This is a genomic window from Flavobacterium sp. W22_SRS_FK3 (assembly GCF_052113665.1).
GTDB lineage: Bacteria > Bacteroidota > Bacteroidia > Flavobacteriales > Flavobacteriaceae > Flavobacterium.
This window is the reverse complement of sequence record NZ_JBGQOF010000001.1, coordinates 27,291-53,961: the sequence shown is the minus strand read 5'-3', so window position 1 is coordinate 53,961 and position 26,671 is coordinate 27,291. Positions and strand designations below refer to the sequence as shown.

Genomic DNA, 26,671 nt, shown 5'->3' with positions numbered 1-26,671 from the left:
TTGCCCAAAGGCTATTTTGTTATTTTTAGATTTTACAGATCAAAAACGTATTATTGTGAAATCTCATATGTTCCTTAGCATTTGCGGAATGTTATCATATTCCACCAATTAAATTTTTTAATTCTTTTGTTCTTGCTATTGTAGTTTGAGTCAAACAATCTATTTTCATTTTGTTCGTATATGGTCCACCACCATCCCCCGGGTCCTGACTTTTAAATTTGCAATTCAGATCCCTAAAATTCATCCAGGCTTTTTGAGCATCAATTAGATTCTTCTTATCCTTTTCTGTGAGTCCTTTTTTTAGTTTATTATATACAGTGTTCAATTCTTTATCTGCCTTTTCATATACGTCATAAAGTTCATCTTCTCCGGTAACAGATTGGGAAAAGGACATTATACTAAAAAGCAAAAACAGTACACAGATTATTTTTTTCATTAGGATTCAAAAATAAAATTTCGAGAATCAAATTTAGATATTTGAAACTTAATTATTGATTAATTTATTGGTTAGATAATGAAAGCGAATATACAAAAATACTGCTGCAGAAGTTAGTCCGGCCAAAAGTCCAATCCAGACACCTTCGGCTTTCCAGGAAGTGTATTCTCCTAAATAGTACGAAATTGGAAAACCAATAACCCAATACGCAACAAACGTAATATACATAGGTACTTTTACATCCTGCAAACCACGCAAAGCTCCTAAAACTACCACCTGTATTCCATCAGAAATTTGAAAAATAGCGGCTACCAAAAGTAATTTTGATGCTATACTTATCACTTCATTATTATCAAGAAGCTGTCCTCCATTTTCCATGTTTAAAAAGATATGAGGCAGGTAATTATGAAAAACAACAAACAAAATGGCAAAAACAGTTTCGATTATAATGGCCAATAAAAAAATAGAACGCGCTACAACAACTAGTTTTTTAAAATCCTGCAATCCTCTTTGATTACTAACTCTGATCATTGAGGTAACGCTTAATCCCATCGCGAACATAAAAGTCATTGAAGCCAGACTTAATGCAATTTGATTGGCCGCCTGACTCGTTTTTCCTATATTTCCGCAAAGCCAGATTGATGCTGTAAACAATACAACTTCAAAAAGCATTTGCATAGCAGATGGAAAACCAATGCTTATTATTTTTTTTATGGTTTCTTTTTTAATTTCGTCAAAGCTGAAATCTTTAAAAAATCGTTTTAAATCATTTCTCCTTGACAGCATAATATGCATAAACATAACCAGAAATATTCTTGAAATTACAGTTCCTAAAGCAGCACCAACAATTCCCATTTTAGGAAAAATCCATACACCATAAATCAACATATAATTAATTCCTACATGCAGCACATTTGCCATAATCATGGCATACATCGAATATTTGGTCATTGACATTCCGTCAGCAAATTGTTTGTATCCCTGATACATAATTAACGGAATCAATGAAAAAGCAACCCAGTCAAGATACGGTTTTGCAAGTGCAATTACCTCTGCTGGCTGGTGCAGTAATTCCATTATTGGCTTTGCCAGAACAATCACTCCAAAAAGGAATAGTCCTAAAATGGTACATAAAAATAAACCATGATGAAAAGCCGAACGAACTTTAGAATCATTTTTCTCGGCATCGCCTTCAGCTACAATTGGAGTAATAGCGGTAGAAAAGCCTATTCCCAGCGACATTGCTATAAAAATCATACTGTTTCCCAAAGAAACTGCTGCCAGTTCAGTACTTCCTAATTTACCAACCATTACATTATCGACTATGCCTATTAAGGTATGGCCAACCATTCCTAAAATTACAGGATACGCTAGTCTTAAATTATATGAAAACTCTTTTGTGTACTGCTTCAAATTCACTTTTTATCCTTTTTAGTCGGCAAAGATAATCAGATGCTTTGGATTCTTTAGAAATATTGATTTTTTAATCATTTGATTCATCTCATAATAATAAAAAAGACAGAATCACAGCAAGCTGATTACCAGTATAAAACAGCATATTTCGCTGGACTCAAAGTTCAAAAAACCTTTTAAATATTTACATAAAAAGCCTTTAAAATAAAGGGTTGACAACGTTTTTCTATTCTAAAATATTTATTAAATCTTTGCATTATGTAACGATTCCGAAAAATTATATAACAGCACGGCTGTATGTCAAAAGTACCTTTACCACATAGTAATTTTAAAAAAACACGCATGAAAAATTTAAAAAATATCAGAATTCTTTTTTTCGCAGCATTTGCAATGATTTTCTCAACAACTGCATCTGCACAAACAACATCTAATTACGATCAAAAATTCAAATTAGGATTTGGTGTAAGTGGCGGAATTCCGACTGATGGAGATGACTACGACTGGGCTCTTGGCGGTGATGTAAGACTTCAGTATGATTTATCTAAAAGAACCTCTATAACACTAACAACTGGTTTCACTAATTTATTTGTTGGAGATGACATTCCTGATTTAGGATTTATTCCTGCAAAAGCCGGATTCAAAGCTTTTGTTTGGGAAGATCAGTTTTATGTCATGGGAGAAGTTGGTGCTGGCTTTGCAGTAACTAATGGTTATAATGATACTACGTTTTTATGGGCTCCAAGTATTGGATATGCTACCAAACATATTGACATCAGTTTACGATATGAAGATTATGATAAATTCGATACCAACCAAATAGCGCTTCGTTTAGCGTATGGCTTCGAATTGTAAAAGTAAATCAAGTTATTTTTATTTTTTTTTTGGTAAAACCCGATGGATTTTTATAAATCTGTCGGGTTTAGTTTTTTATTTACTAGTGAAGAAAATAGAACAAAGCAATATTATTTAATTTTCCCCTAGCTCTTTCTTGTACATTTCAATGTTAGCTTTAGTTTTATCATCTAATTCCGGCTCTTTGATATCAGGATATTTTTGCATTTCTTCCCAGATAATCTTTGCTACAATATAACGCGCCATATCTTTATCATCTGCAGGAACAATATACCATGGTGCATGATCTGTGGACGTTTTATTTATTGCTTCCTCATAATATTCCTGATATTCATCCCAGTGTTCGCGTTCTTTTAAATCACCTGGCGAAAATTTCCAATTGTGTTTCTCTTCTTCCAAACGTCGCAATAAACGCTGTCTTTGCTCTTCTTTACTCAAATGCAGGAAAAATTTCATGACAATGGTTCCGTTTTCTGTAATATGCTTTTCAAAATTATTGATTTGTTTGATTCTTTTTTTCCAGAACTTCGGTGTAATATCTTCAACCGAATCAATTCCCGGTAAATTTTCAGCCAAAATATATTCAGGATGCACGCGCGTCACCAAAACATTCTCGTAATGTGTGCGGTTAAAAATCGCAAACTTCCCTTTTTCCGGCAAAGCGATATAATGTCGCCACAAATAATCATGTTCCAATTCGCTTGAATTTGGCGTTTTAAAACTATATACCTCTACTCCACGCGGATTAAATTCTTTAAAAACTTCCCTAATCAAACTGTCCTTCCCAGATGTATCCATCCCTTGCAGACAAATCAAAACAGAATATTTATTGTACGCATACATCACGTCCTGCAAATCACTCAGTTTCTTTTGAACTTTATCCAGTTTAGCTTCTTTTTCGTCAGAGTCAGCATCAATATCCAGCAAAGTCGGAATCTTGGATAATTTTATTTTATCTGTAACTTTAAAATTTTTTGGATCTATTGATTTCATATTTCTAAGTTTTTATACCAGTAAATATACTATTTTTACGAAGCATATTCCTGCTATTCATTGCAATACTTTTTCAATAAATTGTTTTTTCCTATACCATAACAAGAGCTTCCGCTGGCCGCTTTGTTCTGCCAGGAAAAATACAATTTGTTCTCAAAGCATTTTCATTGCTATCAGGGCTATATTTTAGTTTTCAAAAGAACATTTATTCTATTTCATAGTTCAAGTCATAATGAAAAAAATATTTTTACTTCTATTCTTCTTTAGTTTAAACCAAACTTTTTGTCAAGATATAAATGAAGATTCTGAACAGAAAATTCAACATAAAATTTACAGTAAATGCTTTGAGAGCCTAAAAGCAATTCCAGAAATAGAAAATCATATACCTTTAAAAATTATATCTTTTTGTAGTCTATTAGAATGTATTATGGGGTTTGAATATGCAAAAGATGAAAGAACTATTCAGGAGGCAATTTCAAAAAGAGCTATTGAAATTTCTGTTCTTCTTTATGATCAAGGTACCCCAATTTATCTGACTAGCGGAATGGATAGTTCATATGATGCCGATGAGAAAAACCAAAATTTAACTGATGACAATCATTTAGTATATATTAGTATTGCGGAGTGTCTCTCTTCTAAATCGTTAGAAAAAATTAAGGACATTATCAATGAACAGACTAAAAAATTAATCAATAAAAACCAAACTAAAACATATCTGTTAAAAGAGGAATTCTAAAACAAAATTCATGGAAAAGTTCACACTAGAAATATTATTTCAAATCATCGGAATCGGTTCGGCATCCGGATTATTCTTCAATAACAACTCCCTTTATATCATCAGCGATAACAGCGGGTTTTTATACGAATACAACATGCAGAATCAGCAATTGAATCAACATCCTTTAATTGACAATCCGTCTCAAAATATTCCAAAAAGTATAAAGCCGGATTTCGAATCTATCACGCAACACAACGATACTTTGTATGTTTTTGGTTCCGGTTCTACCGAAAACCGAAACAAAATGATTGCCTTCGATCTTAAAAGCAAAACCATTTTACAAAAAAACAATCTGGTCGATTTATATGCTTTGATGCAAAGTTTCGGCGAAATAAAACCGGAAGATTTCAATCTGGAAGGCGCTATTTTTGATGGCGAAAACTGGTATTTATTCAATCGTGGTAATGGTATTTCCAACAAAAACACCATTTTTACTATTCATGCTAAAAGTCTGGGTGAAGAATTTGCTTTGGTGGCAACGAATTATAAATTGCCCAAAATAAAAGGCGTCCGCTCTAGTTTTACCGATGCTGTTTTGGTCGAAGATAAAATCTATTTCCTCGCTACTGCCGAAGATACTCAATCAACTTACGATGACGGTGAAGTACTGGGAAGTTTCATAGGAAGAATAGATCTCAAAACCATGAAAATCGATTTTACCCAAAAAATCACTTCCACAAATAAATTCGAAGGTTTGACTTTCTATCAGAAAACAAATGACAAAATCGAGTTTCTGCTTTGCGAAGATAATGATACGGAACTTTTGGAAACGAAGATTTTTAAATTGAGTTTGCCGGTTAAGTAGTACTATTTCTATGAAAAAAATAATTCTCTCACTAATAATAATTTTCATTATTTCAATTGGCGGTTATCTGTTTTGTTACTTCAAAATAAACAATGCACAAAAAGATAACTTAGAATTTACAAGTATAGAAAATTTAATACAAAAAGAATATTCCAAAACTATACATGCAAAAGATTTAGACCCAAAATCATTTATAACACTCCTCGCTGAGAAATATAAAGAAGACTCTCCATTGAATTTCGTCACAATGATAGGAGATTTCCCTAATGACTGGGTAAAACCCAAAGATCTCCAATATTTAATTTCAATTATGTATTCAAAAGAAAAATGTTGTGGATATATGAGTTTTTTCTCTTCAACTATTTCAGATGAAAATGCTGAAATAGGTGGTTTTGCTATAATTTTTCTAAACTCTTATATTTCTCACACCAAAATAAATTTAGGATTAAATAGTAATCCTAAAACAAATGAAGAGACAACAAAGAAAATAGAAAAATGGTATAACAATAATCAAAACCTACAAACTAAATAAATGCTAAACAGTACCTATTCAAAAAAAACAGTATTAATTGGCGGCATTATACTTTCCGGACTTCTCCCTTTTCTGGCTATTTGTTCTTATTTAATATTCAAAGATTTAGGTTTTAGTAAAGAAACTCAATTCTACATTTCGAGATTTGCAATTTGGGTTTCATTACTCCTCTTATTCCTTTATTCCTTTAAAATAGAGAAACAGCCTTTTCTACTTTGGAAAGAAACTGGATATCCATTTTCTTTTTTAGCTGCAGCAATATTCAAAACATTCTTAAAATTATTCCTGGCTGTTTTCTTAACAGGTCTTTTATTTATGTTATTTAAAATGACTTCAGAAAGTACCGTATTAAATAAAGCTTTGGAACTTTTTAAAAAGAGTTATGTATTGCTTTTTTTTACTTGCGTAACCGCTGGTATTACCGAAGAATTAATTTTTAGAGGTTATCTGTTCCCAAGATTAGAAGTATTGCTAAAAAATCAAAAGCGGGCTATCATTATTTCAAGTCTTGTTTTTGGATTCATGCATTACGGTTATGGTACTTTGGTAAATGTTATTGGTCCAATCGTTATCGGATTGGTCTTTGCGCTGCAATATGAAAAATACAGAAACATTAAAATTGTGATTATCTGTCATTTTTTATGGGACTTATTTCTTTTGATTCTAAAAACGAAATAAATTTAAAATCAAAACAAAACACACAATAACAATAACTTACAAAAAAATTTAATTTATTTTTACATTTATTTCATCGCCTTCCCAACCTTTTTATCTTTTAGCCTCTCTTTAGTATAAAGACAACCATTGTGATAAACGAAACCATCATTTCCAACTGTAAAAAAATGCACCGCGATGCCCAGCGTCAGGTGTATGAGTATATGGCTCCAAAATTGTATCGCGTTTGTAAACGATATCTAAAGAAAGAAGAGGAAATTGAAGAAGCTCTGGCTGATTCTTTTTTTACTGTCTTCACAAAACTGGATCAGCTTAAAGAAGATAAAGCTTTTGAAGCCTGGGCGCGAAAAATAACCGTCAATCACTGTTTAGCAACAATTAAGAAGCATACTAATTTTAATATGTATCTGCATGATGTCAAATTACTTTCTCAGCCTTTTACAGACGAAATTAATGCTCTAGAAGAAGAAGATTTACTCAATTTACTAAATCATATTCCGGACGGCTGCAAAACTGTTTTCAACCTTTTTGTCATAGAAGGTTTTGCGCATAAGGAAATAGCCGGAATGCTCAACATTTCAGAAGGCACTTCAAAATCACAATTGAATGCGGCTAAAACCAAACTGAAGGAATTAGTAAATAAATTGTATTATCAAAAAGCAAAATAGTCATGGACAATCAAGATAAAATATTCGATAAGTTTAAAGAAGCCTCACAAAACTCGGAACAAAAGGATTTTTCGGGAATGGAAAAGGTCTGGTCTCGTGTTGAAAATAAGTTAGACAAGAAACAAGACAAAAAAACCATTTCATTATGGAAAAAAATAGCCATTGCAGCTTCTCTTCTATTATTAATATCTCTAGGATCTCCGTTTTTAAAATCAGATAAAACCAAAGAAATTCAAAATCATCAGGTTGTTGTTACGGATTCTGTAGAAAAACGAATTCAGAATGCCGTTGTAGAAAAAGATGGTGTCGCTGTCCAAAATTCTGAAATACTTCCTAAAGAAGATGCAGTTAAAATTCTGGACAAACAAATTCAAAAACAGCAAAATGTAGCGGTAAATGAAACAAAAAGTTCTTTGAACGAAATTGCAATAACAACCCCAACTACAACAGCTGCCAGTGAAACAATAGCTCCAATACAAGCCGAAGAAGAATATTCAAAAGACGAAGATTTTGCTGAAACAGACAAAGCTGACCAAAGTTTTGCGTATTCAAATGCTGCACGAAAAGAATCTGCTAAAGTTGCCTTTGCCGACAAACAAGAGCTAAAAGCTAAAAAATCAGCTCCTTTGATTGTCCTTAACGGAAATGCAATCTCCCACAGCAATGATGAAAAAAGAGATAAAATGATGCAGGATGAACTTCCTAATTTAAGTCCCGAAAATGTAGAATCTCTGGTTATATTAGATGAACCTTTATATATTATTGACGGTATTTATTATTCTGAAAATGATTTGTTTGGCAATAATCCAACAAGCCCTTATGCACCATTAAATAAACAAGAAATTAAAAGCATTACCATACTCCAAGATCTGGAAGCAATCTCAAAATATGGTGAAAAAGGAAAAAAAGGAGTTGTCATTATCACTACTAAAAACGGAAAACCAGCTACTCAGAAATAGCTAAAACCTAAACATTAATTTTTAAAATTTACTAGCATGAAAAACGTAAAACTTATTTCATTAGCCCTTTCTATGCTTATATGTTTCGTAACATTCGCACAGGAAAAAACCATTACAGGAATCGTTTCAGACGAAAGCAAATTACCGCTTCCTGGTGTTAACATTACAAATCAAAACACAAAGAAAACTGCCATAACAAATTTTAATGGAGCATACACTATTCAGGCACAAAAAGGAGATCTTCTGGTTTTTGATTATATTGGCTATAAATCTCAAAGACAAAAAGTAGAAAGCTCAAATACAATTAACATCAAACTGCTGCCTCAATCTCAATCTTTACAGGAAGTCGTTGTTGTGGGGTATGGGACCAGCTCTAATGAATATGAAAACAATAGTTATAGTACTTCAAAAAGAAAAGATAAAAAATTGAACTCGGAAATGCTTTCAGGAAGAGTTGCTGGTGTACAGATTTCGCAAAATACGTCCTACATGGCCAGCCCAAAAGTTGTTATTCGAGGAACTCAATCGCTTTCCTCTAAAAATGAACCTTTGTATGTCATTGACGGTGTTCTTGCAAAAGCAGATCAAATTGCTAAAATTAATCCGAATGACATTCAAGAAGTCTCTATTTTAAAAGATAGTGCAGCCACATCACTTTATGGCGGTCGCGCTGCAAATGGAGTTGTAATTGTAACTTCAAAAAACGAAATCTACAAAAATCTTACCGAGAAAGAACTTGATAAAAAACTCAAAAATTTAAATACAGCACAACCTGTTGAATCTAATCAGGAAGATTATGACTCTTTTGTTGAAAATGCTTTCGAAAGCCCGAAAACGGCTCCGCTTTCAACTTTTTCTATTGATGTTGACAATGCTTCTTACACCAACGTAAGACGTTTTATCAATAATGGACAAGCGGTTCCAAAAGATGCAGTGCGTGTGGAGGAAATGGTAAATTTCTTTAAATACAATTATCCACAGCCAAAAGACCAACATCCTTTTTCTATCAATACCGAATTAAGTGATTCACCCTGGAATAGTAAAAACCATATCCTGAAAATAGGCTTACAGGGAAAAAATATCCCAACTGAAGATTTACCCGCTTCTAATTTAGTTTTTCTGATAGATGTTTCAGGTTCGATGAGTAATGCTAACAAATTACCATTATTAAAACAATCGATGAAAATATTGGTAAATGAATTACGCAAAAAAGACAAAGTGGCGATTGTCGTATATGCAGGCGCTGCAGGAATGGTTTTGTCACCAACATCTGGAGACGAGAAAAAAACAATCATTGATGCTTTAGAAAATCTAAACGCCGGAGGAAGCACAGCCGGAGGAGCCGGAATTAATTTAGCTTATAAAATTGCTGAGGAAAATTTTATTAAAAACGGAAATAATCGAGTAATTCTGGCAACAGATGGTGATTTTAATGTAGGCAGTACTTCTAATTCCGAAATGGAAAAATTGATTGAAGAGAAAAGAAAAACCGGAGTTTTCCTTACTTGTCTGGGTTATGGAATGGGAAATTACAAAGACAGTAAAATGGAAACGCTGGCTGATAAAGGAAACGGAAACTATGCTTATATCGATAATATTCAGGAAGCGAATCGTTTTTTAGGAAAAGAATTTAAAGGTTCGATGTTTGCGATTGCGAAAGATGTAAAAATTCAGATTGAGTTTAACCCAAAACAAGTTCAGGCCTATCGTCTAATTGGTTACGAGAACAGAAAATTACGTCCGGAAGATTTTAAAAATGATGCAATTGATGCCGGAGAATTAGGAAGTAATCATACGGTTACGGCTTTGTATGAAATTATTCCATCCGGAATTGAAAGCGATTATCTAAACCAAAAGCCTGACGATTTAAAATATACAAAAACTGAAACTGCTTCAAGCAATTACAGCAATGAATTGGCAACAGTAAAATTCCGTTACAAAAAACCGGATGGCGATAAGAGCATCGAAATGGTAAAAGTGATTGAAAATAAATCGGTTCCTTTAGGTAAATCAACTGATGATTTTAAATTCAGTACAGCAGTTGCCTGGTTTGGTTTAAAATTGAGAGATTCAAAACTCATCTCCAACAAATCATATGAAAACATTTTAAAATTAGCCAAACAAGGATTAACTAACGACGTTGACGGATATAAAGCTGAATTAATTCGTCTTGTTGAATCTGAGATCAAGATTTATTAATAGATATTTTATTACATTTGACTTCCTTTTGAAATCCTGTCATTAAGGAAGTCAATATATTTATTTACAAATCAATTTCAAACAAAATTTAATGAACCCAATTTTAAATCAGAATTTATTTCTTGTAAAAGAACACGTTGGAATGTTTAAAGCTGCTAACAATTATGATATTTATGATCCTGCGAATAATCAGATCATCATGAATTGCAGAGAAAATAGTTTAGGGATTTTTACTAAAATATTACGTTTTACAGATTACAAAAGAATGACACCTTTTAACGTCGAAATCACTACTGCTTCGGGTGAAAAATTGATTTCAGTAAAACGTGGTGTAGCCTTTTTTCGTTCTACTGTGGAAGTTTTTGATGAGAGAGATCGTTTGGTTGGAACTTTCAAACAAAAGTTCTTTTCTTTTGGAGGAAAATTTGAAGTATTGGATAAAAATGAAAAACCAGTTTGTACGTTACAAGGAAAATGGACTGGTTGGGATTTTAAATTCACTCATGAAAACAAACAGCTCGCGCAAGTAAATAAAAAATGGGCAGGGTTAGGTAAAGAGTTTTTTACCAGTGCAGATAATTATGTTCTTCAAATTGAAGAGACCGTAGCAGCAGACTCTCCGCTTAGACAATTAATCCTTGCCGCAGTTATGTGCATTGACATGGTTTTAAAAGAATAAATAAGTTGTTAAACTTAGATTAAGAAAATAAAAAAAGCATCATTTTAGGAAGCAAAAACTGTATTTTTGTGTAACTCAACTGATGCTTTTTGCATTTCTAAAAAATACACTCATGTCAGACTTAAAAAATAAAAATGCCTTAATTACAGGTGCCGGAAAAGGAATTGGAAAAGCTATTGCTATTGCTCTTGCAAAAGAAGGCGTAAACGTAATCTTAATTTCAAGAACGCAATTGGATGTTGAACAATTGTCCGTAAAAATTGAAAACTTCGGAGTTAAATCGTTAGCCTTAACTGCAGATGTTTCAGATATTAATTCCATAAATGCAGCAGTAGAAACAGCATTATCAAAGTTTAAAACCATTGATATTTTAATCAATAATGCCGGAATTGCTTCTTTTGGAAAATTTCTGGAATTAGAACCAGCCGAATGGGAGAAAATCATTCAGGTAAATTTAATGGGAACTTATTATACAACACGTGCCGTTTTACCTAACATGATCGAAAGACAAACTGGTGACATCATCAATATTTCATCTACTGCTGGATTAAACGGAAATGCTATGACAAGTGCTTACAGTGCTTCAAAATTTGCCGTTTTAGGCTTGACCGATTCTTTAATGCAGGAGATGAGAAAACACAATATTCGTGTTACAGCTTTAACTCCAAGTACAGTTGCAACTGATATGGCAAAAGATTTAAACCTTACTGACGGTAATCCTGAAAGAGTAATGCAGTCTGAGGATATTGCCGAATTAATTATTGCACAACTCAAATTAAATCGCAGGGTGTTTATAAAAAACAGCAGTATCTGGTCTACTAATCCTTAAAAATACAAATTCTAATATTTTAAATTCCAAATTCCAATTTTTACAGTAACGAAAAGCAGTTGGAAATTGGATTTAAGAATTGGAATTTCAAAAACTAAAATGATGGAACAATATTTAAGACAATTGATTTCAATTGCATTTACAGATAAAAAAGAAATCTTTACCGGTTTTCTAATTGATTACTCTGATGATTGGATTTTACTAAGAAACAATCCTATTGATTTTATAATTGACGGCTTTGTAATTTTAAGAAACAAAAACATCGAAGCTATTGAAAGAGACGAAGAGCTTGAATTTAATGAGAAAGTGATTCGCCTGAAAGGTTTAAAAACAAATGCCGAAGACATCATTCCGATTAAGGATCTGAATACAATCCTGAACTATGTCAATACTAAATACGGTATTTTTCAGATTGTAAAAAAATCAGCAAAATCAGTTTATTTAGGCAAACTTATCGAGGTAAACGATGAAATACTAACTATTGATTTCCTGGACATCAGAGGTGCTTTTGGGGGAGAGTTAAGTTTCAATCCTGAAAAAATAAGAGTTATCGAATTTGATTCAGATTATATTAATTCATTGAAATTGGTTTCAGCAGAAAACGAAAAATAAGATTTTATAAAATACAACAAAGCCCTTTCAAAAACAAGAAGGGCTTTGTTGTGTTTTGTCACATCCAGCGGAGTCGAGATACTTTCTTTTCATGAGGTTCTCGACTCCGCTCGAACTGACAATGATATTAATTTGCTGAATTTTTTAAACTAAGCTTCAGCTAATTTGTTTAAAAGCTCCAAACGAACACTGCCTTCTTCATCAATTTTAGTCAGGTTGATTTCTTGTAAAGTATTAATTAATTCAGGATTCCATGGTGTTTTTACTTTTACGTAATTTTCTGTAAAACCATGAATGTAACCTTCTTTATTTTCACTTTCGAATAAAACGGTTCTGTTTGTTCCAATTTGGGTTTCATAAAAAGCACGGCGTTTTTTAACGGATAAGCCACGCAGCATTTTACTTCTTTTCGCTCTTACATTCGCCGGAACAACACCGGGCATATCAGCAGCTTCTGTATTATCTCTTTCAGAATAAGTAAATACATGTAAATAGGATATATCCATTTCATTTAGAAAATGGTACGTTTCTAAAAAATGCTCATCTGTTTCGCCTGGAAAACCAACAATAACATCAACACCAATACAAGCATGCGGCATTAGTTCACGTATCTTATTCACGCGTTCTGTATACACCTCACGTAAATAACGGCGTTTCATTAATTTTAAAATAGCATTGCTTCCGGATTGCAACGGAATATGAAAATGAGGTACAAAAGTGCGGCTTTTAGAAACGAATTCAATTGTTTCGTTTTTTAATAAATTTGGTTCAATCGATGAGATTCTTAAACGCTCGATTCCTTCAACTTTATCTAAAGCCTGAACTAAATCCAGGAAAGTGTGTTCGTGTTTTTTGTTTCCGAATTCCCCTTTCCCGTAATCACCAATATTCACTCCCGTCAAAACAATTTCTTTAATATTTTGAGCAGAGATTTCTTTTGCATTCTGTAACACATTCTCTAAAGCATCACTTCTTGAAATTCCCCTTGCTAATGGAATGGTACAATAGGTACATTTGTAATCGCAACCATCCTGAACTTTTAAAAAAGCGCGGGTTCTGTCTCCAATAGAATAGCTTCCAACATAAAAATCGGCTTCGGCAATTTCACAAGAGTGAACCTCACCCATATCATTTTTACTTAAATCATGAATGTAATCTGTGATTTTGAATTTTTCAGTAGCCCCTAAGACCAAATCAACACCATCAACAGCTGCTAATTCTTCAGGTTTTAATTGTGCATAACAACCAACAGCAGCAACAAAAGCCTTCTCATTGAGTTTCATTGCTTTTTTAACAACCTGTTTAAATTGCTTATCAGCATTTTCAGTTACAGAGCAGGTATTAATAACATATATGTCTGCTACTTCTTCAAAATCAACTCTGTCAAAACCTTCATTATTAAAGTTTCTGGCAATAGTTGATGTTTCTGAAAAGTTCAGTTTGCATCCAAGCGTATAAAAAGCAACTTTTTTTCTATTTTCCATGAGAATACACTACATTTTAAGTAGTAAGATATTATATTTACGTCTTCAATTGAAGAGTTTGCAAATTTACACACAAATTTCTTTAAAATAAAATCAATAACTCACTAAAAGTCAATATATTGAACTATTTAGCTATTTATTTTTCCTTAAAAAGCAATTGAATTAAATTTTAAGTGACAAAAAACTGAATAAATCCTTAAAATCGAGCTAAAAATTAAAAAAGCTTAAAAATGAAAGAAAACATCGACAAAAGACAAATAAACCCGATTAAATACAAAAGATAATTTTAAAAAAATAAATTTAACTCATAATTTTCTTTGTTGTCATTGATTTTAGTTCTAAATTCACGCATCGTAAATTTTATTAATTTTAATTCAATAAAATAAGCATTGAATCATAAGATTTTTAAATTTACAACGTTGTACATATTTCAAAATATAATTAATGGGAAAGCCGAAAACCAATTTTAGAGTAGGCAAATTTAAAATTCAAACTAAATATGAAAGCATTTTTCCCCACAATCTGCTTGATGCTATTCGTAATTTTCAGTACACAGGCACAAACAAATGCTCCGGCTGCTAATTCAAATTCGTTTCCAACAATCAGCACATTAACAACCTGGGCTAGTTTAAACTCACAACAACAGTTTGACATTGCCATACGTTCAGTTGGATTTAAATTTGAAGTTAAAGAACCGGGAGAAGGATCTACAGCCTATACGTACATTCGTAAAGTAGTAGTTAATGATGTTAATTATACTGATAGAATTGTATACCGAATTACAAATAATAACTCAGCAAGTATTATCTCTTTAGTTACGGCTTCTACAGATTTAGTAAGTTTATATACGCCTCAATTGGCTACTTTTAAAAACAACAACTGTAAAACTGAAATGTCTAAAGACAAAAACACAACATGCAGCTGTTACGAAAGTGCAAATTTTGCAATTGACCTTTGTGACGAGCGCGTAAAATTAACTATGGGTGACGGAAACAAATATTTCGTTTCTGTAGCCAAAAAATAATTAATCTAAAGTTTTTCTAAAAAACCACAAGCTTCTAAGCTAAAAAAGCCCAAATTTTAATATTAAAATTTGGGCTTTTTTAATTCATACCAGACTTCTTTTTCTCCTTCGTATTCAAATGAATTAATATATTTCAAACCGAGTTTTTCTAAAATAGATCTGGATTTTTCATTTTCTTCATCTGCATAAGCATATACAGCCTCAACTTTCATAGTGTTAAAAGCATAATCTATAAAGGCCTTCCCTGCCTCAGTTGCATATCCTTTTCCCCAATGTTTTTCTATAAAACGATATCCAATTTCATAAAAGTTTTTATGCTTATTAATTTCATTGGTAATGAATTTTATTCCGGACCAACCTATAAAATCATTTGTTTCTTTGAGAATTACTGCCCAACGTCCAGTTCCGAAATCTTTGTATTGCTGCTGAACAAATTCAATATAAGCACGACTTTGATCAATATGAGTAATGGGTTTATTCCCTACATACGTATGCACTTTTGGATTAGACTCTAATTCAAACATTGCCTCAACATCTGACATCTGCAATTCCCTCAAAAGCAAACGTTCTGTTTCAATTGGATTTTTCATCAAAAAATAATTTAGTTTAAAATATAGCGCTGCACAACCTCAGCAACACCATCATCATTATTTGATGCTACAATTATATTAGCCTTATCACGCAATTCAGGTGTTACATTATCAACCCAAACGCCTAAACCTGCATATTCGATCATTGAAAGATCATTTCCTGCATTTCCAACTGCAATAATTTCACTTTGATGAATTTTTAATTTTGAAGCAAGAAACTTTATACTTGCCGCTTTATCAATTCCATATTGAGCCGCTTCTAAGAAAAAAGGCTTTGACATTGAAATACTCAAATGAGGCATTGCGGCTTTCAAATCCTGTTCCACTTCTTTTAAATATACCGGATCTTCCAATAAAATACATTTTACTGCTGCTTTACTTACTGCTGCTTTAAAGTCAGAAACTTTATTATGCGGTAATCCTGTAATTTCTTTTTCGATTTCAATATATTCTGAATCAGTCTCGCTTACTATTTCACCATCAATATAGGTGATAATATGCGTTTTCATTTTCACACTATAATCGTATAAATCATGAATTTGTTCCGGTGTCAGACATTGTTCAAATAAGACCAAATCATCTTTCACTGTACTGATTACAGCACCATTAAAAGAAATAATATAGGAATCGTTTAAATCCAATTCTAATTGTTTTGCAAAAGCAGTCATTGCCGATGTTGGGCGGCCGGATGCCAAAACCACATAAACACCTTTTGCCTGTGCCTCAAGAAGTACTTTTTTATTTAATTCCGAAATTTTATGATCATCTGTCAACAAGGTATCATCCATGTCGAGTACCAGCATTTTATATTGCATGTTTTTTAGTTTTCAGTTTTCAGTCGCAGTAAACAGTTCTCTACTGAGACTAAAAACTGAGACTGCTAACTTGCATTATATACTCATTCTGAAATCTTCAATAACCGGATTTGCTTTTGCAAAATCAGTTTCCTGAATAAATACTTCAACAGCTAAATCAGTCTGACCAAATCCTGCCAGACGAGCCGATTGAATATTATCCTTTTTTACGGTTTCTACTCCCGCTTTTTCTAATCTTTCCTGTAAAGCAATTGCTAAAACTTCGCTCCCTGAAAATACCTTCATTAATCCCATGCCGTTTTATTTTTTATTATTATTTATTGTAATATTATTTTTAACTGATTTTGGAAATCATTGTTTTCATTCATTCCAATATGTCCTTGATCATTTAAAGGATAGAAATATCCGTTCGTTTTTAATATTTTACTCAATTTTACGGAGTTTTCATAAGGAATTAATCGATCATCTATCCCATGGAAAATATAAATCGGCGCCTTTACTTTTGGCAGATACCTAAAAGTATCTAAATGAAACTTCTTCATGAAATCTGGAAAAAATGGAACTCTGCCGCTAGATAATTCAGTAAAACTAAAATAAGGAGATTGCAATATCAAAGCTTTTGGTTTATTCTCAGAAGCTAAAATTGCAGCTAACCCTGAACCAATCGAATATCCGGTGATAATGATTTTATTTTCAGGATATCGCATATTTAATGTTTTATAAACTATCGAAATATCTTTATTTAACTGTTCTTCATTTTCAATTTTTCCTTCACTTTTTCCAAAACTTCGATAATCTAAAATAAAAATATCATAGGATAGATTAGTATATATTTTTGCTATTTTACCCCAGCTTTCAATATTTCCTGCATTTCCATGAAGATAGAAAATAAGTCCTTTCGAATTTTTAGCTTTAAACAAGAGTCCATTTAAATTTACTCCATCAAATGATTTAATATTTAATTCTTCAAATTTACTTTGATAATCAAATTTATATTCTTTTGAAAGCGAAGCACTTTTAAAAATCATTCCAATCTGATTGAAGTATACATAAGAAACAATAATTAAATAAATCACAACTAAAAATGCTAAAAGTACAATTGTCAAAAATTTAAGTGTTCTTATTATTTCCATAAACTATCTAAGAGATTTACTCCTCCTCTTCAATTCCGTCTTCTTCTTCGTCCAATTCTTCTCCTTCTTCATCCATATCAAAGAAATAAGGTTCCAACAACATTTTATCAGCCAGAATTTCAATACGTTCTGTCAATGTTTCGGCAAAAATGATACGTTGTGTTTTTGTTATGCTATTAGAAATACGCATGATTTTTGTTTCATTACGCAATTTCAAAATTGGGTCAGCATCGTCAAGAATAAACATTTTTAAACGATTTACATTATAACCTGCCGTGGTAAACATATCGCTTAACTTGTTTGGTGTGCCGATTAAAACATCAATTCCGGTTGAAATATAATTTTTATCATAATCCATATCGCCCTTGTCGTGTACACCATATACTTCAAGATTGGCATACTTACCATATTTCTCAAAAAGTTCTTCCATAGCCAAAACCTTCTCCTTGTCTTCCACAATAATCAAAGCACGCGGTGACTCTTCTGTTTGTCCAGCCAATTGCTGAATCACATTCAATACAATTGTTGTCGATTTTCCAGTTCCTTTTGGAGAAATAATCATACAATCAGCGCCACTTTTAATAGTAGAAAAAGTTTCCATCTGCAATATGTTTGCTTCCGTTAAACCATTTTCAATTAGACCGTCTTGTAACTTCTCGTTTATTTTTTTTAGTTTCATGTTTTGAATGCTTTAGGCTTTAGGCTGTAAGCCATAAGCTAAAAATTATTTGTATTCCTTAAAAAGCGTAAAGCTTATAGCCCAATGTGCAAAGCTTATTTACTCGCAAACATTTTTACATCCGTTTCAGAAATTTCAGTTCCTCCTAGAATAATAAGTCTTTCAACTACATTTCGAAGTTCACGGATATTTCCAGTCCAGTCATATTCCTGTAATAATTTTATCGCCTGCAGTGAAAAGACTTTGACAACATTTCCTTGTTCAGACGCTATTTTATCTGCAAAATGTCTTATCAAAGCCGGAATATCATCTCGTCTTTCATTTAATGGCGGAACTTTAATTAAAATTACAGCCAAACGATGGTACAAATCTTCGCGAAAACGGCCTTCAGCAATTTCTGTCTTCAGATCCTTATTGGTTGCTGCCACAACGCGAACATCAACTTTAATATCTTTTTCTGCTCCAACTCTGGTAATCATGCTTTCCTGTAATGCACGCAACACTTTGGCTTGCGCCGAAAGACTCATATCTCCAATTTCATCTAAGAAAATAGTTCCTTTGTCTGCTGCCTCAAACTTACCTGCACGATCTTTCACCGCCGATGTAAAAGCACCTTTTACATGACCAAACAATTCACTTTCAATCAATTCACTAGGAATAGCGGCACAATTTACTTCAATTAAAGGAAAATTTACACGTTCACTTTTTTCATGTAATTGATGTGCTACCAGTTCTTTTCCGGTTCCGTTTGGCCCTGTAATTAAAACTCGTGCTTCTGTAGGCGCAACTTTGTCAATCATCACTTTGATATGATTAATGGATTCACTCTCCCCGATCATCTCGTAGTTTTTACTGACTTTTTTCTTCAGGATTTTATTTTCAACTACCAGTTGTTTTTTATCCAAAGCATTACGAACTGTATTCAATAAACGATTCAAATCCGGTGGTTTTGAGATATAATCAAAAGCTCCCAGACGCATTGTATGAATTGCTGTTTCCATATCGCCGTGACCAGAGATCATGACCATCGGAATTTCTGGCTTAATCTTTTTTACTTCTTCTAAAACCTCAACACCGTCCATTTTTGGCATCTTGATATCGCATAAGACCAAATCATAATCGTTATTTTTTATTTTATCAAGCCCTGCCAAACCGTCTTCTGCTTCATCAACCTGATACAAATCGTTTTCTTCAGATAATATTTTTGAGAGCACTCTGCGAATAGCTGATTCGTCTTCTATAATTAAAATTTTACTCATACTGTGTTTAAATTATTCATTTCGTTTATTGAAAACAAAATCTTTTGGTGTTGAAACTAAATGCAAATCAAGCTGTGGAAACGATATTGAGATATTATTTGCCTCAAAAAGTTCATAAATTTTAAATCGGACTTCACTTTGTATACCCGGTGCTTTCAAACCGTTTGGAACATAAAAATGGATAGAAAAATTAAGTGAGGAGGAGGCAAAATCATCAAAGGTCACGTTTATCCTTTCCGCTTTTACAATGCTATCAATAGATTGTACACATTCAAGTAGCAATTTCTCTACTAATTTTACATCACTCCCATATGCGACACCTACAGAAACCTTTTCACGATTACTGGACTTATTTTGTGTCCAATTGAATAACGGATCCTGCATGAAAATATGATTAGGAATAATCATGACACGGTCATTTCTGGTAATCATAACGGTAGTACGCAATTTTATTTCTTTTACTTCGCCAACATGATCGTTAATTTCAATAACATCACCAACATGCAATGACTTGTCTAAAATGATTAATACTCCTGAAATTATGTCTTGAAAGAAAGTCTGCAAAGCAAAACCCAAACCAACAAAAATAGCAGCAGAAGCTGTTAAAAATACTCCAACATTGACACCAACCTCTTTGAGTATTACAACTACAACAAAAATGTAAACTATATATTTGAAAACCTGAAAAACGCTGCTAAAGCGCTTCATCTCATCAGGATTTAGTTTTTTCTTAAAAAAGTTATGTATTGCTTTTAGCACAAACTGTGTTGCTATAATGGCAACGATAACCACAGCGATATCTAAAATAGAAATCTTTACATTTTTACCATTGATAAAATTCGTGGTAACAAAATCTATTATTTCCTGCCACATAAAAACTAGTATTTAAGCCATTTGTACAATTCTTTCCAGGATGGTTTTTTACCATACATTAATATTCCAACTCTATAAATTTTGGCTGCAAACCAAACAACTGTAAAAAATGATGCAAAAAGTAAAGTTACAGAAATTCCAATTTGCCACCAAGGCACTCCAAAAGGAATTCGCATTAACATCACAATGGGCGAAGTCAGCGGAATCATCGAAAATACAACGGCAATTGTTCCGTTAGGGTCATTTACAACCGTAAAAAAACCAATGTAAACACTTAAAATAAGGGGCATTATAATTGGTAACAAAAATTGCTGTGAATCTGTTTGATTATCTACTGCGGCACCAATTGCGGCATAAAATGAACTGTATAAAAAATACCCTCCTATAAAATAAACAACAAAACCAATCAGGATGCCTGCAATTGGTAAATTCCATAATTCACTGATATACATTTGTGCCGATCCTGCAAATTCATGTTGTGCTGATTGCATTAACTCTGGCGGAATTTTAGCTGTTGGTCCTACATTAACACCAAAAAATGCCGAAGCCGCAAACATCAGGCCCAAACCAATTATCGCCCAAATTAAAAATTGCAATAATCCGGCAAGTGAAGTTCCTACAATTTTACCAATCATCAATTGAAATGGTTTTACTGATGAAATGATGATTTCGATAATTCGGTTGGTTTTTTCTTCGATCACACTTCGCATCACCATATTTCCATAAATGATAATAAACATCATAATCAAATATCCAAATGCACCTCCAATACCAATTTTTATTTCGTTTAATCCTTTCAGACTTTCTTCTCCCGAAGCTTTTGACAAATGAATATTAACTTCAGCTTTCGCTTTTTGAATGGCTAAGGTGTCTAGTTTTGCTTTTTCGAAATTTAGTTTTGTAATTTTTGAAGCAATAATTTCCTGGGTATTTTCAATAAAAGAAATACTGGGACTATTATTCGAAACAAAATCTATTTTGCTTTCTAAATCTTTTAAATTATTTGTTCTTGGAATAATAATTAAACCACTAAAATTTTCTTTTGTAATACTGTCTTTCAACGCTTTTGTATCAATTTCAGAAAGATTTAAATATCTATATTCTCCATCCTTTTTATTCTGTTTTACAAAATCCTCGGCAAATAAGCCTGTTTCATCGTGAATCGCAATTCGTTTGGTTTCTGCTTTCATCGAACTCAAATAACCAATAAATCCAGCTATTGCGACAAACAATAACGGACTTAAAAATGTCATAACAACAAAAGATTTATTGCGCACTTTGGCAATAAATTCTCTTTTTATAATCAGCGAAATGATGCTCATAAATATTTTTATTTTCAAATTCCAAATCTAATTTTAAAACCTTCAAATCCGAAACTGGAATTTATTTTTTGAATTTTATTTCTGTGTTACGGTTTGAATAAAAATATCGTTTACACTCGGTATTTTTTCTACAAAATGCGTTACTTGTCCACGTTGTGTCAGGATATGTAATAATTCATTGGGCGTTGCATTTCCTATTTGAATGTCTAATTTCAAATCATCATTTAAAGATTTAAAATTTGCCGGCGAAAAAGTAAATTTCTGCGTTATATCGTACATTAGACCTTCAACGTTGCTTGTCAAAATTCCAACTTCAAAACTATTAGTTTTAAATTGACGTTTTACATCGCTGACTTTTCCTTCGATCAATTTGTTCGATTTATGAATTAGAGCAATATGATCGCAAAGTTCTTCAACACTTTCCATTCTGTGAGTTGAAAAAATAATAGTTGCCCCTTGTTCTTTTAATGCCAGAATTTCATCTTTAATAACATTTGCATTTACGGGATCAAAACCAGAAAAAGGTTCGTCAAAAATGAGCAATTTAGGTTTATGCAATACACAAACCACAAACTGGATTTTCTGTGCCATTCCTTTCGAAAGCTCCTGGATTTTTTTATTCCACCAACCCTGAATTCCCAAACGGTCAAACCAATATTCTAATTGAATTTTAGCTTCAGCCTTAGAAAGTCCTTTCATCTGGGCCAAATACAAACATTGTTCTCCTACTTTCATAGAAGTATACAAACCTCTTTCTTCAGGGAGATAGCCAATAGTCTGTACGTGTTTTGGCTGCAATTTTTCTCCATCTAAAATTATTTCACCGCTATCCGGCAAAGTAATTTGATTGATGATTCTGATGAGGGAAGTTTTTCCGGCTCCATTTGGCCCTAGCAATCCGTAAATACTGCCTTTTGGCACATTTAATGAAACTTCGTTAAGCGCTACATAATCGCCATATTGTTTTACGACTTTATGTACTTCAAGTAAGTTGCTCATGCTGTTTTTAGAATTTCTGCGTCAGCTTGACCATTGTGACCAAGCGATTGTAAAAGTAAATAATTAGTACCGATTCTAAGTAATAATACATAAAAAACCCATTCTAAATTTTAATTCAGAATGGGTTTTAAAAATTTATTTTCTTTTTTAGAAAAAGTTGAGTTTATGAAAACATATCTTTTACTTTTTCAAAAAATGATTTTTCTGATTTTTCAGGACTTGGAATAAAGTGTTCGTCGTTTAAGGCATTTTCAAAAAATTGCTTTTGCTCTTTATTCAATGTCTTAGGTGTCCAAACGTTTACATGAACTAGTAAATCTCCGCTTCCGTAACCATTGATACTTGGAATACCTTTTCCTTTTAATCTCAATATTTTTCCTGACTGAATTCCTTCCTCCAGTTTAATACGAACTTTTCCGTTGATTGCTTCAATGTCTTTAGAAACACCTAAAACAGCTTCCGGGAAACTAATGTATAAATCATAGTGAATATTTTCACCTTCACGCTTCAAAAATTCATGTTCTAACTCTTCAATTGCAACGATCAAATCTCCCGGAATACTATTTCCCGGAGCATCGTTTCCTTTGTTAGAAACTTTCAATTGCATACCGTCAACAACACCAGCAGGAATTTTGATTGAAACAGTTTCGTCTTCAACTACCATTCCCTGAGCATCTGCTTCAGAAGGTCTTTTATCTAAAATTTGTCCGGAACCGCCACAGGCTGGACAAGTTGATGCAGACTGCATTCTTCCCAAAATTGTGTTTGTTACACGCATTACCTGTCCCTGACCATTACAAGTCGAACACGTTTTGTACGTTACTCCTTTTGCCTGAACTTTTCGCTTTACTTTTACTTTTTTCTCAACTCCATTCGCAATTTCTTCTAAAGTCAATTTTACTTTAATTCGAAGATTACTTCCTTTAGCGCGACGAGGTCCGCCTCCGCCTCCACCGAAACCTCCAAATCCGCCACCAAAAATATCACCAAACTGGCTGAAAATGTCATCCATATTCATACCACCGTGACCACCTCCAAATCCGCCGGAGCCATCAAAAGCCTGATGTCCGTATTGATCGTATTTCGCTTTTTTGTTAGGATCGCTTAAAACTTCATAAGCTTCAGCCGCAAGTTTGAAGTTTTCTTCTGCCTCTTTGTCTCCTGGATTTTTATCCGGGTGATATTTCAACGCACTTTTTCGGTATGCTTTTTTAATTTCAGCACCGTCAGCATTTTTTGAAATGCCTAATATTTCGTAAAAATCTTTTTTCATAATTAGGTTTAAATTCCAAACTATAAATCCCAAATTCCAATAATAAAGAATTGGCTTTTAGAATTTTATTTGCATTTTTTAGTTTCCGATTACTACTTTAGGGAAACGAATAATTTTGTCTCCTAATTTGTATCCTTTTTCAATAACATCAACAATTTTCCCTTTTAATTTCTCAGACGGTGCTGGAATTTGGGTAATTGCTTCGGCAAAATCAGCATTAAAAGCATCACCCGCTCTTACTTCAACTTGTTCTAAACCTTTTGAAACTAAAGTGCTTTTTAATTTTTCATGAATCAGCTCAACACCTTTTTTCAAATTTTCATCTTCAGATTTGTTGATCTCTACAGTTGCTCTGTCAAAATCATCCAAAACAGGGAGCATTGCTAACAAAACTTCTTGATTTGCTGTTTTAAACAGATCGATACGCTCTTTTGAAGTTCTTTTTTTGTAATTTTCAAATTCGGCAAATAATCTCAAAAACTTATCTTTTTCTTTTGCCAAGTCTTGAGCCAATTGCTCTTCAACACTTAATTCTTCAACAATTAACTGTTCTCCGTTGGCATTGTTTTCTAACGTTACATCATCTAATTCCTGATCGAATTCTGTATTTTCCGTAGTCATATTACTTTTATTTTTAAAAATATCTTTAAACTTCATTTTTTATTCTTTCTGTTGGATAGCAAAAGTACTGCCAAATCTTTTAAGATGTCAAATTGTCACTTCTGTTTAAACTTATAGAATTCATAAGACATGATTTATTAAAGAAAATTTAGTATAATTTTAAGACTATTACGTTTTAGTTTGTATTAAATTTGAAGCTGAAAAACCAAATCATATTATTACCTATCAAAATTGAATTTAAGGGTTAGCCTCGGCTTATATAAATTATTAATTCAAGTTTACCTTATATTAAAAAAAGCTTCGTATCTAACGAAGCTTTTTTTTGTCTTTTCCATAATAATTTTCGAAAACCTCTGATAAAAAATTAAAAAACTGAGTTCTGTCGATATGCTTTATTGCACGGGCGGAGGGATTCGAACCCCCATCAACGGTTTTGGAGACCGCTATTCTACCCTTGAACTACGCCCGTAACTTAAAGCGGCAAATTAAAAGTTTTTTTTCTTTCCATGCAATTATTTCATCACAAATAAAATCTTGGCAAAACTAGCGTAAATCCTAGCAAACTTATCTATTAAGAAGAAGCCAGCAAAGCCTTTTTCAATCCTTCAAAATCAACCGAAACCTGTTCACCAGAAACCAGATTCTTAAGTGAATATGAGTTAGAAGCAATTTCCTGATCGCCTGCAATTACTGCAAACGGAATCAAGCGTTTATCTGCATACTGAAACTGTTTCCCAACTTTTACATTGTCCGGATACAATTCTACTTTTATATTTTCTTGTCTTAATTTCTGAATGGCCTGTGATGCATACAAAGCCTCAGCATCTCCATAATTAATAAACAACGCTTTTGATGTCGCCGCAACCGTTTTAGGAAATAGTTGCAATTCTTCCAGAACTAAATAAATTCGGTCTAAACCAAAAGAAATTCCAACGCCACTCATATTTTTCAAACCAAAGATACCCGTCAAATCGTCGTATCTTCCGCCACCGCCAATAGAGCCCATTGAAACTGTTTTTGGAGCTCCTACTTCAAAAATTGCTCCGGTATAATAATTTAGTCCGCGTGCTAATGTCACATCCAGATCTAATGTTGCCGTCGACAACCCTAAATTTGCCACATTGTCACAAATAAATTTAAGTTCCTGCACTCCTTTCATTCCTTCTTCTGATGAAGCTAATAAATCGGAAAGCTGATTTATTTTATCTGAAAAAGTTCCCGTAAAACTAAAAAGAGGCTGTACTTTCACTAATGCTTCTTCCGAAATTCCTTTTTCAATCATTTCTTTCTTTACACCATCCTCCCCAATTTTGTCCAGTTTATCAAGAGCAACCGTAAAATCGATCAATTTATCTGAAGCGCCAATTACTTCTGCAATTCCGGACAATATTTTTCTATTATTAATTTTGATAGTAACTCCCTCTAAACCTAAAGAACTAAAAACAGTATCATACAATTGAACCAATTCTACTTCCTGCCACAATGATTTTGACCCAACAACATCTGCGTCACATTGATAAAATTCTCTGTAACGCCCTCTTTGCGGACGATCAGCTCTCCAAACCGGTTGAATTTGATATCTTTTAAAAGGAAACTCAATTTCGTTTTGATGTTGTACAACGTATCTCGCAAACGGAACTGTTAAATCGTAACGCAGGGCTTTCTCTGAAATTTTTCCGGTAAATTTATTTAGCTCAATTCTTTGATTCAAATCAATAGTTTCGGCCGAATTAATTTGCAGCGATTCTATAGATTCCGGCAATTCAATTTTATTTTTATTGAAGAAAAAATTACCCGAATTCAATATTTTAAAAATCAACCGATCGCCTTCTTCTCCATATTTCCCCATTAAGGTATCTGAATTTTCAAACGAAGGAGTTTCTATCGGCTGAAAACCAAATTTTTCAAAATTATTTTTTATGGTCTGAATAATATATTGACGTTTTGACACCTCTGCAGGCGAAAAATCTCTAGTTCCTTGTGGTATACTTGGTTTTGAAGCCATTTCTTTAGATTATTTGATTTTTGGATCTTTAGATTATTAAATTTCTTTTGTTTGAAATCTTAAATTTAAATGATCCTAAGATTATTGGATTTTCTCAGATTTTAGATTTCTCTTAAATTCTAATCGTGTGCAAATATCTTATTTTTTAAAATAAATTAGCCTAC

The 26,671-nt window shown here is 32.8% G+C and carries 28 protein-coding genes and 1 tRNA gene; 12 read left to right on the top strand and 17 right to left on the bottom strand.

The window, feature by feature from the left end; translation table 11 throughout:
• Window positions 1–94: 94 nt before the first annotated feature.
• Window positions 95–436, bottom strand: coding sequence for a lysozyme inhibitor LprI family protein (locus ACEN2I_RS00280; protein WP_441764120.1), 342 nt, complete (start codon window positions 434–436; stop codon window positions 95–97).
• Between the two features lie 48 nt (window positions 437–484).
• Window positions 485–1,855: an MATE family efflux transporter gene (locus tag ACEN2I_RS00275; protein WP_441764119.1), complete on the bottom strand. Its 1,371-nt coding sequence runs from the start codon at window positions 1,853–1,855 to the stop codon at window positions 485–487.
• A 336-nt stretch (window positions 1,856–2,191) separates the two neighbouring features.
• Between ACEN2I_RS00275 and ACEN2I_RS00270 the strand changes: the two genes are divergently transcribed.
• The gene (locus tag ACEN2I_RS00270; protein ID WP_441764118.1) at window positions 2,192–2,701 is read left to right on the top strand and encodes a hypothetical protein; all 510 of its coding nucleotides are present in this window, start codon (window positions 2,192–2,194) and stop codon (window positions 2,699–2,701) included.
• A gap of 114 nt (window positions 2,702–2,815) precedes the next feature.
• Here the strand turns inward: ACEN2I_RS00270 and ACEN2I_RS00265 are convergent, their stop codons facing one another.
• Entirely contained in the window at window positions 2,816–3,694 is an 879-nt protein-coding gene (locus ACEN2I_RS00265; protein WP_441764117.1) for a PPK2 family polyphosphate kinase, read from the bottom strand.
• Window positions 3,695–3,926: 232 nt separating this feature from the next.
• Here ACEN2I_RS00265 and ACEN2I_RS00260 point away from each other — a divergent pair, with 232 nt between their 5' ends.
• From ACEN2I_RS00260 to ACEN2I_RS00215, 10 genes are all read left to right on the top strand, one after another.
• Window positions 3,927–4,430, top strand: coding sequence for a hypothetical protein (locus ACEN2I_RS00260; RefSeq protein WP_441764116.1), 504 nt, complete (start codon window positions 3,927–3,929; stop codon window positions 4,428–4,430).
• 10 nt (window positions 4,431–4,440) lie between these two features.
• Window positions 4,441–5,277 carry a DUF6929 family protein gene (locus ACEN2I_RS00255; RefSeq protein WP_441764115.1) on the top strand — a complete coding sequence of 279 codons (837 nt, stop codon included), beginning with the start codon at window positions 4,441–4,443 and terminating at the stop codon, window positions 5,275–5,277.
• 10 nt (window positions 5,278–5,287) lie between these two features.
• Entirely contained in the window at window positions 5,288–5,809 is a 522-nt protein-coding gene (locus ACEN2I_RS00250; protein WP_441764114.1) for a hypothetical protein, read from the top strand.
• Window positions 5,810–6,487, top strand: a complete 678-nt coding sequence (locus tag ACEN2I_RS00245; RefSeq protein WP_441764113.1) for a CPBP family intramembrane glutamic endopeptidase — start codon at window positions 5,810–5,812, stop codon at window positions 6,485–6,487. It begins immediately after the preceding gene.
• 164 nt (window positions 6,488–6,651) lie between these two features.
• Complete coding sequence (locus ACEN2I_RS00240; protein ID WP_441764429.1) at window positions 6,652–7,152, top strand: RNA polymerase sigma factor; 501 nt, start codon at window positions 6,652–6,654, stop codon at window positions 7,150–7,152.
• 2 nt (window positions 7,153–7,154) lie between these two features.
• On the top strand, window positions 7,155–8,111 hold the full coding sequence (locus tag ACEN2I_RS00235; protein WP_441764112.1) for a hypothetical protein: 957 nt from the start codon (window positions 7,155–7,157) through the stop codon (window positions 8,109–8,111).
• A gap of 36 nt (window positions 8,112–8,147) precedes the next feature.
• Entirely contained in the window at window positions 8,148–10,310 is a 2,163-nt protein-coding gene (locus tag ACEN2I_RS00230) for a YfbK domain-containing protein (protein ID WP_441764111.1), read from the top strand.
• A gap of 91 nt (window positions 10,311–10,401) precedes the next feature.
• Window positions 10,402–10,989 (top strand): LURP-one-related/scramblase family protein, encoded by a 588-nt coding sequence (locus ACEN2I_RS00225; protein ID WP_441764110.1) that lies wholly within the window; start codon window positions 10,402–10,404, stop codon window positions 10,987–10,989.
• Window positions 10,990–11,101: 112 nt separating this feature from the next.
• Window positions 11,102–11,818, top strand: coding sequence for a 3-ketoacyl-ACP reductase (locus tag ACEN2I_RS00220; RefSeq protein ID WP_441764109.1), 717 nt, complete (start codon window positions 11,102–11,104; stop codon window positions 11,816–11,818).
• A gap of 102 nt (window positions 11,819–11,920) precedes the next feature.
• Complete coding sequence (locus ACEN2I_RS00215) at window positions 11,921–12,430, top strand: hypothetical protein (RefSeq protein ID WP_441764428.1); 510 nt, start codon at window positions 11,921–11,923, stop codon at window positions 12,428–12,430.
• 149 nt (window positions 12,431–12,579) lie between these two features.
• On the opposite strand, the gene mtaB is transcribed toward ACEN2I_RS00215, so the two are convergent.
• Window positions 12,580–13,914, bottom strand: coding sequence for a tRNA (N(6)-L-threonylcarbamoyladenosine(37)-C(2))-methylthiotransferase MtaB (mtaB, locus tag ACEN2I_RS00210; protein ID WP_441764108.1), 1,335 nt, complete (start codon window positions 13,912–13,914; stop codon window positions 12,580–12,582).
• Window positions 13,915–14,413: 499 nt separating this feature from the next.
• Between mtaB and ACEN2I_RS00205 the strand changes: the two genes are divergently transcribed.
• Complete coding sequence (locus ACEN2I_RS00205; RefSeq protein WP_441764107.1) at window positions 14,414–14,938, top strand: hypothetical protein; 525 nt, start codon at window positions 14,414–14,416, stop codon at window positions 14,936–14,938.
• A gap of 62 nt (window positions 14,939–15,000) precedes the next feature.
• On the opposite strand, the gene ACEN2I_RS00200 is transcribed toward ACEN2I_RS00205, so the two are convergent.
• The 13 genes from ACEN2I_RS00200 to hisS all read right to left on the bottom strand — a co-directional run bounded on the left by ACEN2I_RS00200 (window position 15,001) and on the right by hisS (window position 26,507).
• A complete protein-coding gene (locus ACEN2I_RS00200; protein ID WP_441764106.1) occupies window positions 15,001–15,528 on the bottom strand; it encodes a GNAT family N-acetyltransferase in 528 nt (175 codons plus the stop codon).
• 11 nt (window positions 15,529–15,539) lie between these two features.
• A complete protein-coding gene (locus tag ACEN2I_RS00195; protein ID WP_441764105.1) occupies window positions 15,540–16,331 on the bottom strand; it encodes a Cof-type HAD-IIB family hydrolase in 792 nt (263 codons plus the stop codon).
• A gap of 87 nt (window positions 16,332–16,418) precedes the next feature.
• The gene (locus ACEN2I_RS00190) at window positions 16,419–16,637 is read right to left on the bottom strand and encodes a putative signal transducing protein (RefSeq protein WP_294932018.1); all 219 of its coding nucleotides are present in this window, start codon (window positions 16,635–16,637) and stop codon (window positions 16,419–16,421) included.
• A gap of 23 nt (window positions 16,638–16,660) precedes the next feature.
• The gene (locus ACEN2I_RS00185) at window positions 16,661–17,476 is read right to left on the bottom strand and encodes an alpha/beta hydrolase (protein ID WP_441764104.1); all 816 of its coding nucleotides are present in this window, start codon (window positions 17,474–17,476) and stop codon (window positions 16,661–16,663) included.
• Between the two features lie 16 nt (window positions 17,477–17,492).
• A complete protein-coding gene (locus ACEN2I_RS00180; RefSeq protein WP_441764103.1) occupies window positions 17,493–18,155 on the bottom strand; it encodes a DEAD/DEAH box helicase in 663 nt (220 codons plus the stop codon).
• A 95-nt stretch (window positions 18,156–18,250) separates the two neighbouring features.
• Window positions 18,251–19,414, bottom strand: coding sequence for a sigma-54-dependent transcriptional regulator (locus ACEN2I_RS00175; RefSeq protein ID WP_441764102.1), 1,164 nt, complete (start codon window positions 19,412–19,414; stop codon window positions 18,251–18,253).
• Between the two features lie 12 nt (window positions 19,415–19,426).
• Window positions 19,427–20,287, bottom strand: a complete 861-nt coding sequence (locus ACEN2I_RS00170; RefSeq protein ID WP_441764101.1) for a mechanosensitive ion channel family protein — start codon at window positions 20,285–20,287, stop codon at window positions 19,427–19,429.
• Between the two features lie 5 nt (window positions 20,288–20,292).
• Window positions 20,293–21,609, bottom strand: a complete 1,317-nt coding sequence (locus tag ACEN2I_RS00165) for an ABC transporter permease (RefSeq protein WP_441764100.1) — start codon at window positions 21,607–21,609, stop codon at window positions 20,293–20,295.
• 75 nt (window positions 21,610–21,684) lie between these two features.
• Window positions 21,685–22,608, bottom strand: a complete 924-nt coding sequence (locus tag ACEN2I_RS00160; protein ID WP_441764099.1) for an ABC transporter ATP-binding protein — start codon at window positions 22,606–22,608, stop codon at window positions 21,685–21,687.
• Window positions 22,609–22,771: 163 nt separating this feature from the next.
• The gene (dnaJ, locus tag ACEN2I_RS00155; RefSeq protein WP_441764098.1) at window positions 22,772–23,881 is read right to left on the bottom strand and encodes a molecular chaperone DnaJ; all 1,110 of its coding nucleotides are present in this window, start codon (window positions 23,879–23,881) and stop codon (window positions 22,772–22,774) included.
• 78 nt (window positions 23,882–23,959) lie between these two features.
• Window positions 23,960–24,538, bottom strand: coding sequence for a nucleotide exchange factor GrpE (locus ACEN2I_RS00150; protein WP_441764097.1), 579 nt, complete (start codon window positions 24,536–24,538; stop codon window positions 23,960–23,962).
• Window positions 24,539–24,900: 362 nt separating this feature from the next.
• A tRNA-Trp gene (locus ACEN2I_RS00145) sits at window positions 24,901–24,971 on the bottom strand.
• A gap of 102 nt (window positions 24,972–25,073) precedes the next feature.
• Window positions 25,074–26,507 carry a histidine--tRNA ligase gene (gene hisS, locus ACEN2I_RS00140; protein WP_441764096.1) on the bottom strand — a complete coding sequence of 478 codons (1,434 nt, stop codon included), beginning with the start codon at window positions 26,505–26,507 and terminating at the stop codon, window positions 25,074–25,076.
• Between the last annotated feature and the right edge of the window lie 164 nt (window positions 26,508–26,671).

Excerpts from the sequence above, each read along its gene's own strand:
- ACEN2I_RS00280 (WP_441764120.1), bottom strand. The coding sequence starts at position 436 with ATGAAAAAAATAATCTGTGTACTGTTTTTGCTTTTTAGTATAATGTCC.
- ACEN2I_RS00235 (WP_441764112.1), top strand. The coding sequence starts at position 7,155 with ATGGACAATCAAGATAAAATATTCGATAAGTTTAAAGAAGCCTCACAA.
- ACEN2I_RS00265 (WP_441764117.1), bottom strand. The coding sequence starts at position 3,694 with ATGAAATCAATAGATCCAAAAAATTTTAAAGTTACAGATAAAATAAAA.
- ACEN2I_RS00220 (WP_441764109.1), top strand. The coding sequence starts at position 11,102 with ATGTCAGACTTAAAAAATAAAAATGCCTTAATTACAGGTGCCGGAAAA.
- ACEN2I_RS00215 (WP_441764428.1), top strand. The coding sequence starts at position 11,921 with ATGGAACAATATTTAAGACAATTGATTTCAATTGCATTTACAGATAAA.
- ACEN2I_RS00240 (WP_441764429.1), top strand. The coding sequence starts at position 6,652 with ATGCACCGCGATGCCCAGCGTCAGGTGTATGAGTATATGGCTCCAAAA.
- ACEN2I_RS00250 (WP_441764114.1), top strand. The coding sequence starts at position 5,288 with ATGAAAAAAATAATTCTCTCACTAATAATAATTTTCATTATTTCAATT.
- hisS (WP_441764096.1), bottom strand. The coding sequence starts at position 26,507 with ATGGCTTCAAAACCAAGTATACCACAAGGAACTAGAGATTTTTCGCCT.
- ACEN2I_RS00255 (WP_441764115.1), top strand. The coding sequence starts at position 4,441 with ATGGAAAAGTTCACACTAGAAATATTATTTCAAATCATCGGAATCGGT.
- ACEN2I_RS00195 (WP_441764105.1), bottom strand. The coding sequence starts at position 16,331 with ATGCTGGTACTCGACATGGATGATACCTTGTTGACAGATGATCATAAA.
- ACEN2I_RS00205 (WP_441764107.1), top strand. The coding sequence starts at position 14,414 with ATGAAAGCATTTTTCCCCACAATCTGCTTGATGCTATTCGTAATTTTC.
- ACEN2I_RS00185 (WP_441764104.1), bottom strand. The coding sequence starts at position 17,476 with ATGGAAATAATAAGAACACTTAAATTTTTGACAATTGTACTTTTAGCA.
- ACEN2I_RS00165 (WP_441764100.1), bottom strand. The coding sequence starts at position 21,609 with ATGAGCATCATTTCGCTGATTATAAAAAGAGAATTTATTGCCAAAGTG.
- ACEN2I_RS00180 (WP_441764103.1), bottom strand. The coding sequence starts at position 18,155 with ATGAAACTAAAAAAAATAAACGAGAAGTTACAAGACGGTCTAATTGAA.
- ACEN2I_RS00160 (WP_441764099.1), bottom strand. The coding sequence starts at position 22,608 with ATGAGCAACTTACTTGAAGTACATAAAGTCGTAAAACAATATGGCGAT.
- ACEN2I_RS00270 (WP_441764118.1), top strand. The coding sequence starts at position 2,192 with ATGAAAAATTTAAAAAATATCAGAATTCTTTTTTTCGCAGCATTTGCA.
- ACEN2I_RS00260 (WP_441764116.1), top strand. The coding sequence starts at position 3,927 with ATGAAAAAAATATTTTTACTTCTATTCTTCTTTAGTTTAAACCAAACT.
- mtaB (WP_441764108.1), bottom strand. The coding sequence starts at position 13,914 with ATGGAAAATAGAAAAAAAGTTGCTTTTTATACGCTTGGATGCAAACTG.
- ACEN2I_RS00190 (WP_294932018.1), bottom strand. The coding sequence starts at position 16,637 with ATGGGATTAATGAAGGTATTTTCAGGGAGCGAAGTTTTAGCAATTGCT.
- ACEN2I_RS00245 (WP_441764113.1), top strand. The coding sequence starts at position 5,810 with ATGCTAAACAGTACCTATTCAAAAAAAACAGTATTAATTGGCGGCATT.
- ACEN2I_RS00200 (WP_441764106.1), bottom strand. The coding sequence starts at position 15,528 with ATGAAAAATCCAATTGAAACAGAACGTTTGCTTTTGAGGGAATTGCAG.
- ACEN2I_RS00170 (WP_441764101.1), bottom strand. The coding sequence starts at position 20,287 with ATGTGGCAGGAAATAATAGATTTTGTTACCACGAATTTTATCAATGGT.
- ACEN2I_RS00225 (WP_441764110.1), top strand. The coding sequence starts at position 10,402 with ATGAACCCAATTTTAAATCAGAATTTATTTCTTGTAAAAGAACACGTT.
- ACEN2I_RS00150 (WP_441764097.1), bottom strand. The coding sequence starts at position 24,538 with ATGAAGTTTAAAGATATTTTTAAAAATAAAAGTAATATGACTACGGAA.
- dnaJ (WP_441764098.1), bottom strand. The coding sequence starts at position 23,881 with ATGAAAAAAGATTTTTACGAAATATTAGGCATTTCAAAAAATGCTGAC.
- ACEN2I_RS00175 (WP_441764102.1), bottom strand. The coding sequence starts at position 19,414 with ATGAGTAAAATTTTAATTATAGAAGACGAATCAGCTATTCGCAGAGTG.
- ACEN2I_RS00230 (WP_441764111.1), top strand. The coding sequence starts at position 8,148 with ATGAAAAACGTAAAACTTATTTCATTAGCCCTTTCTATGCTTATATGT.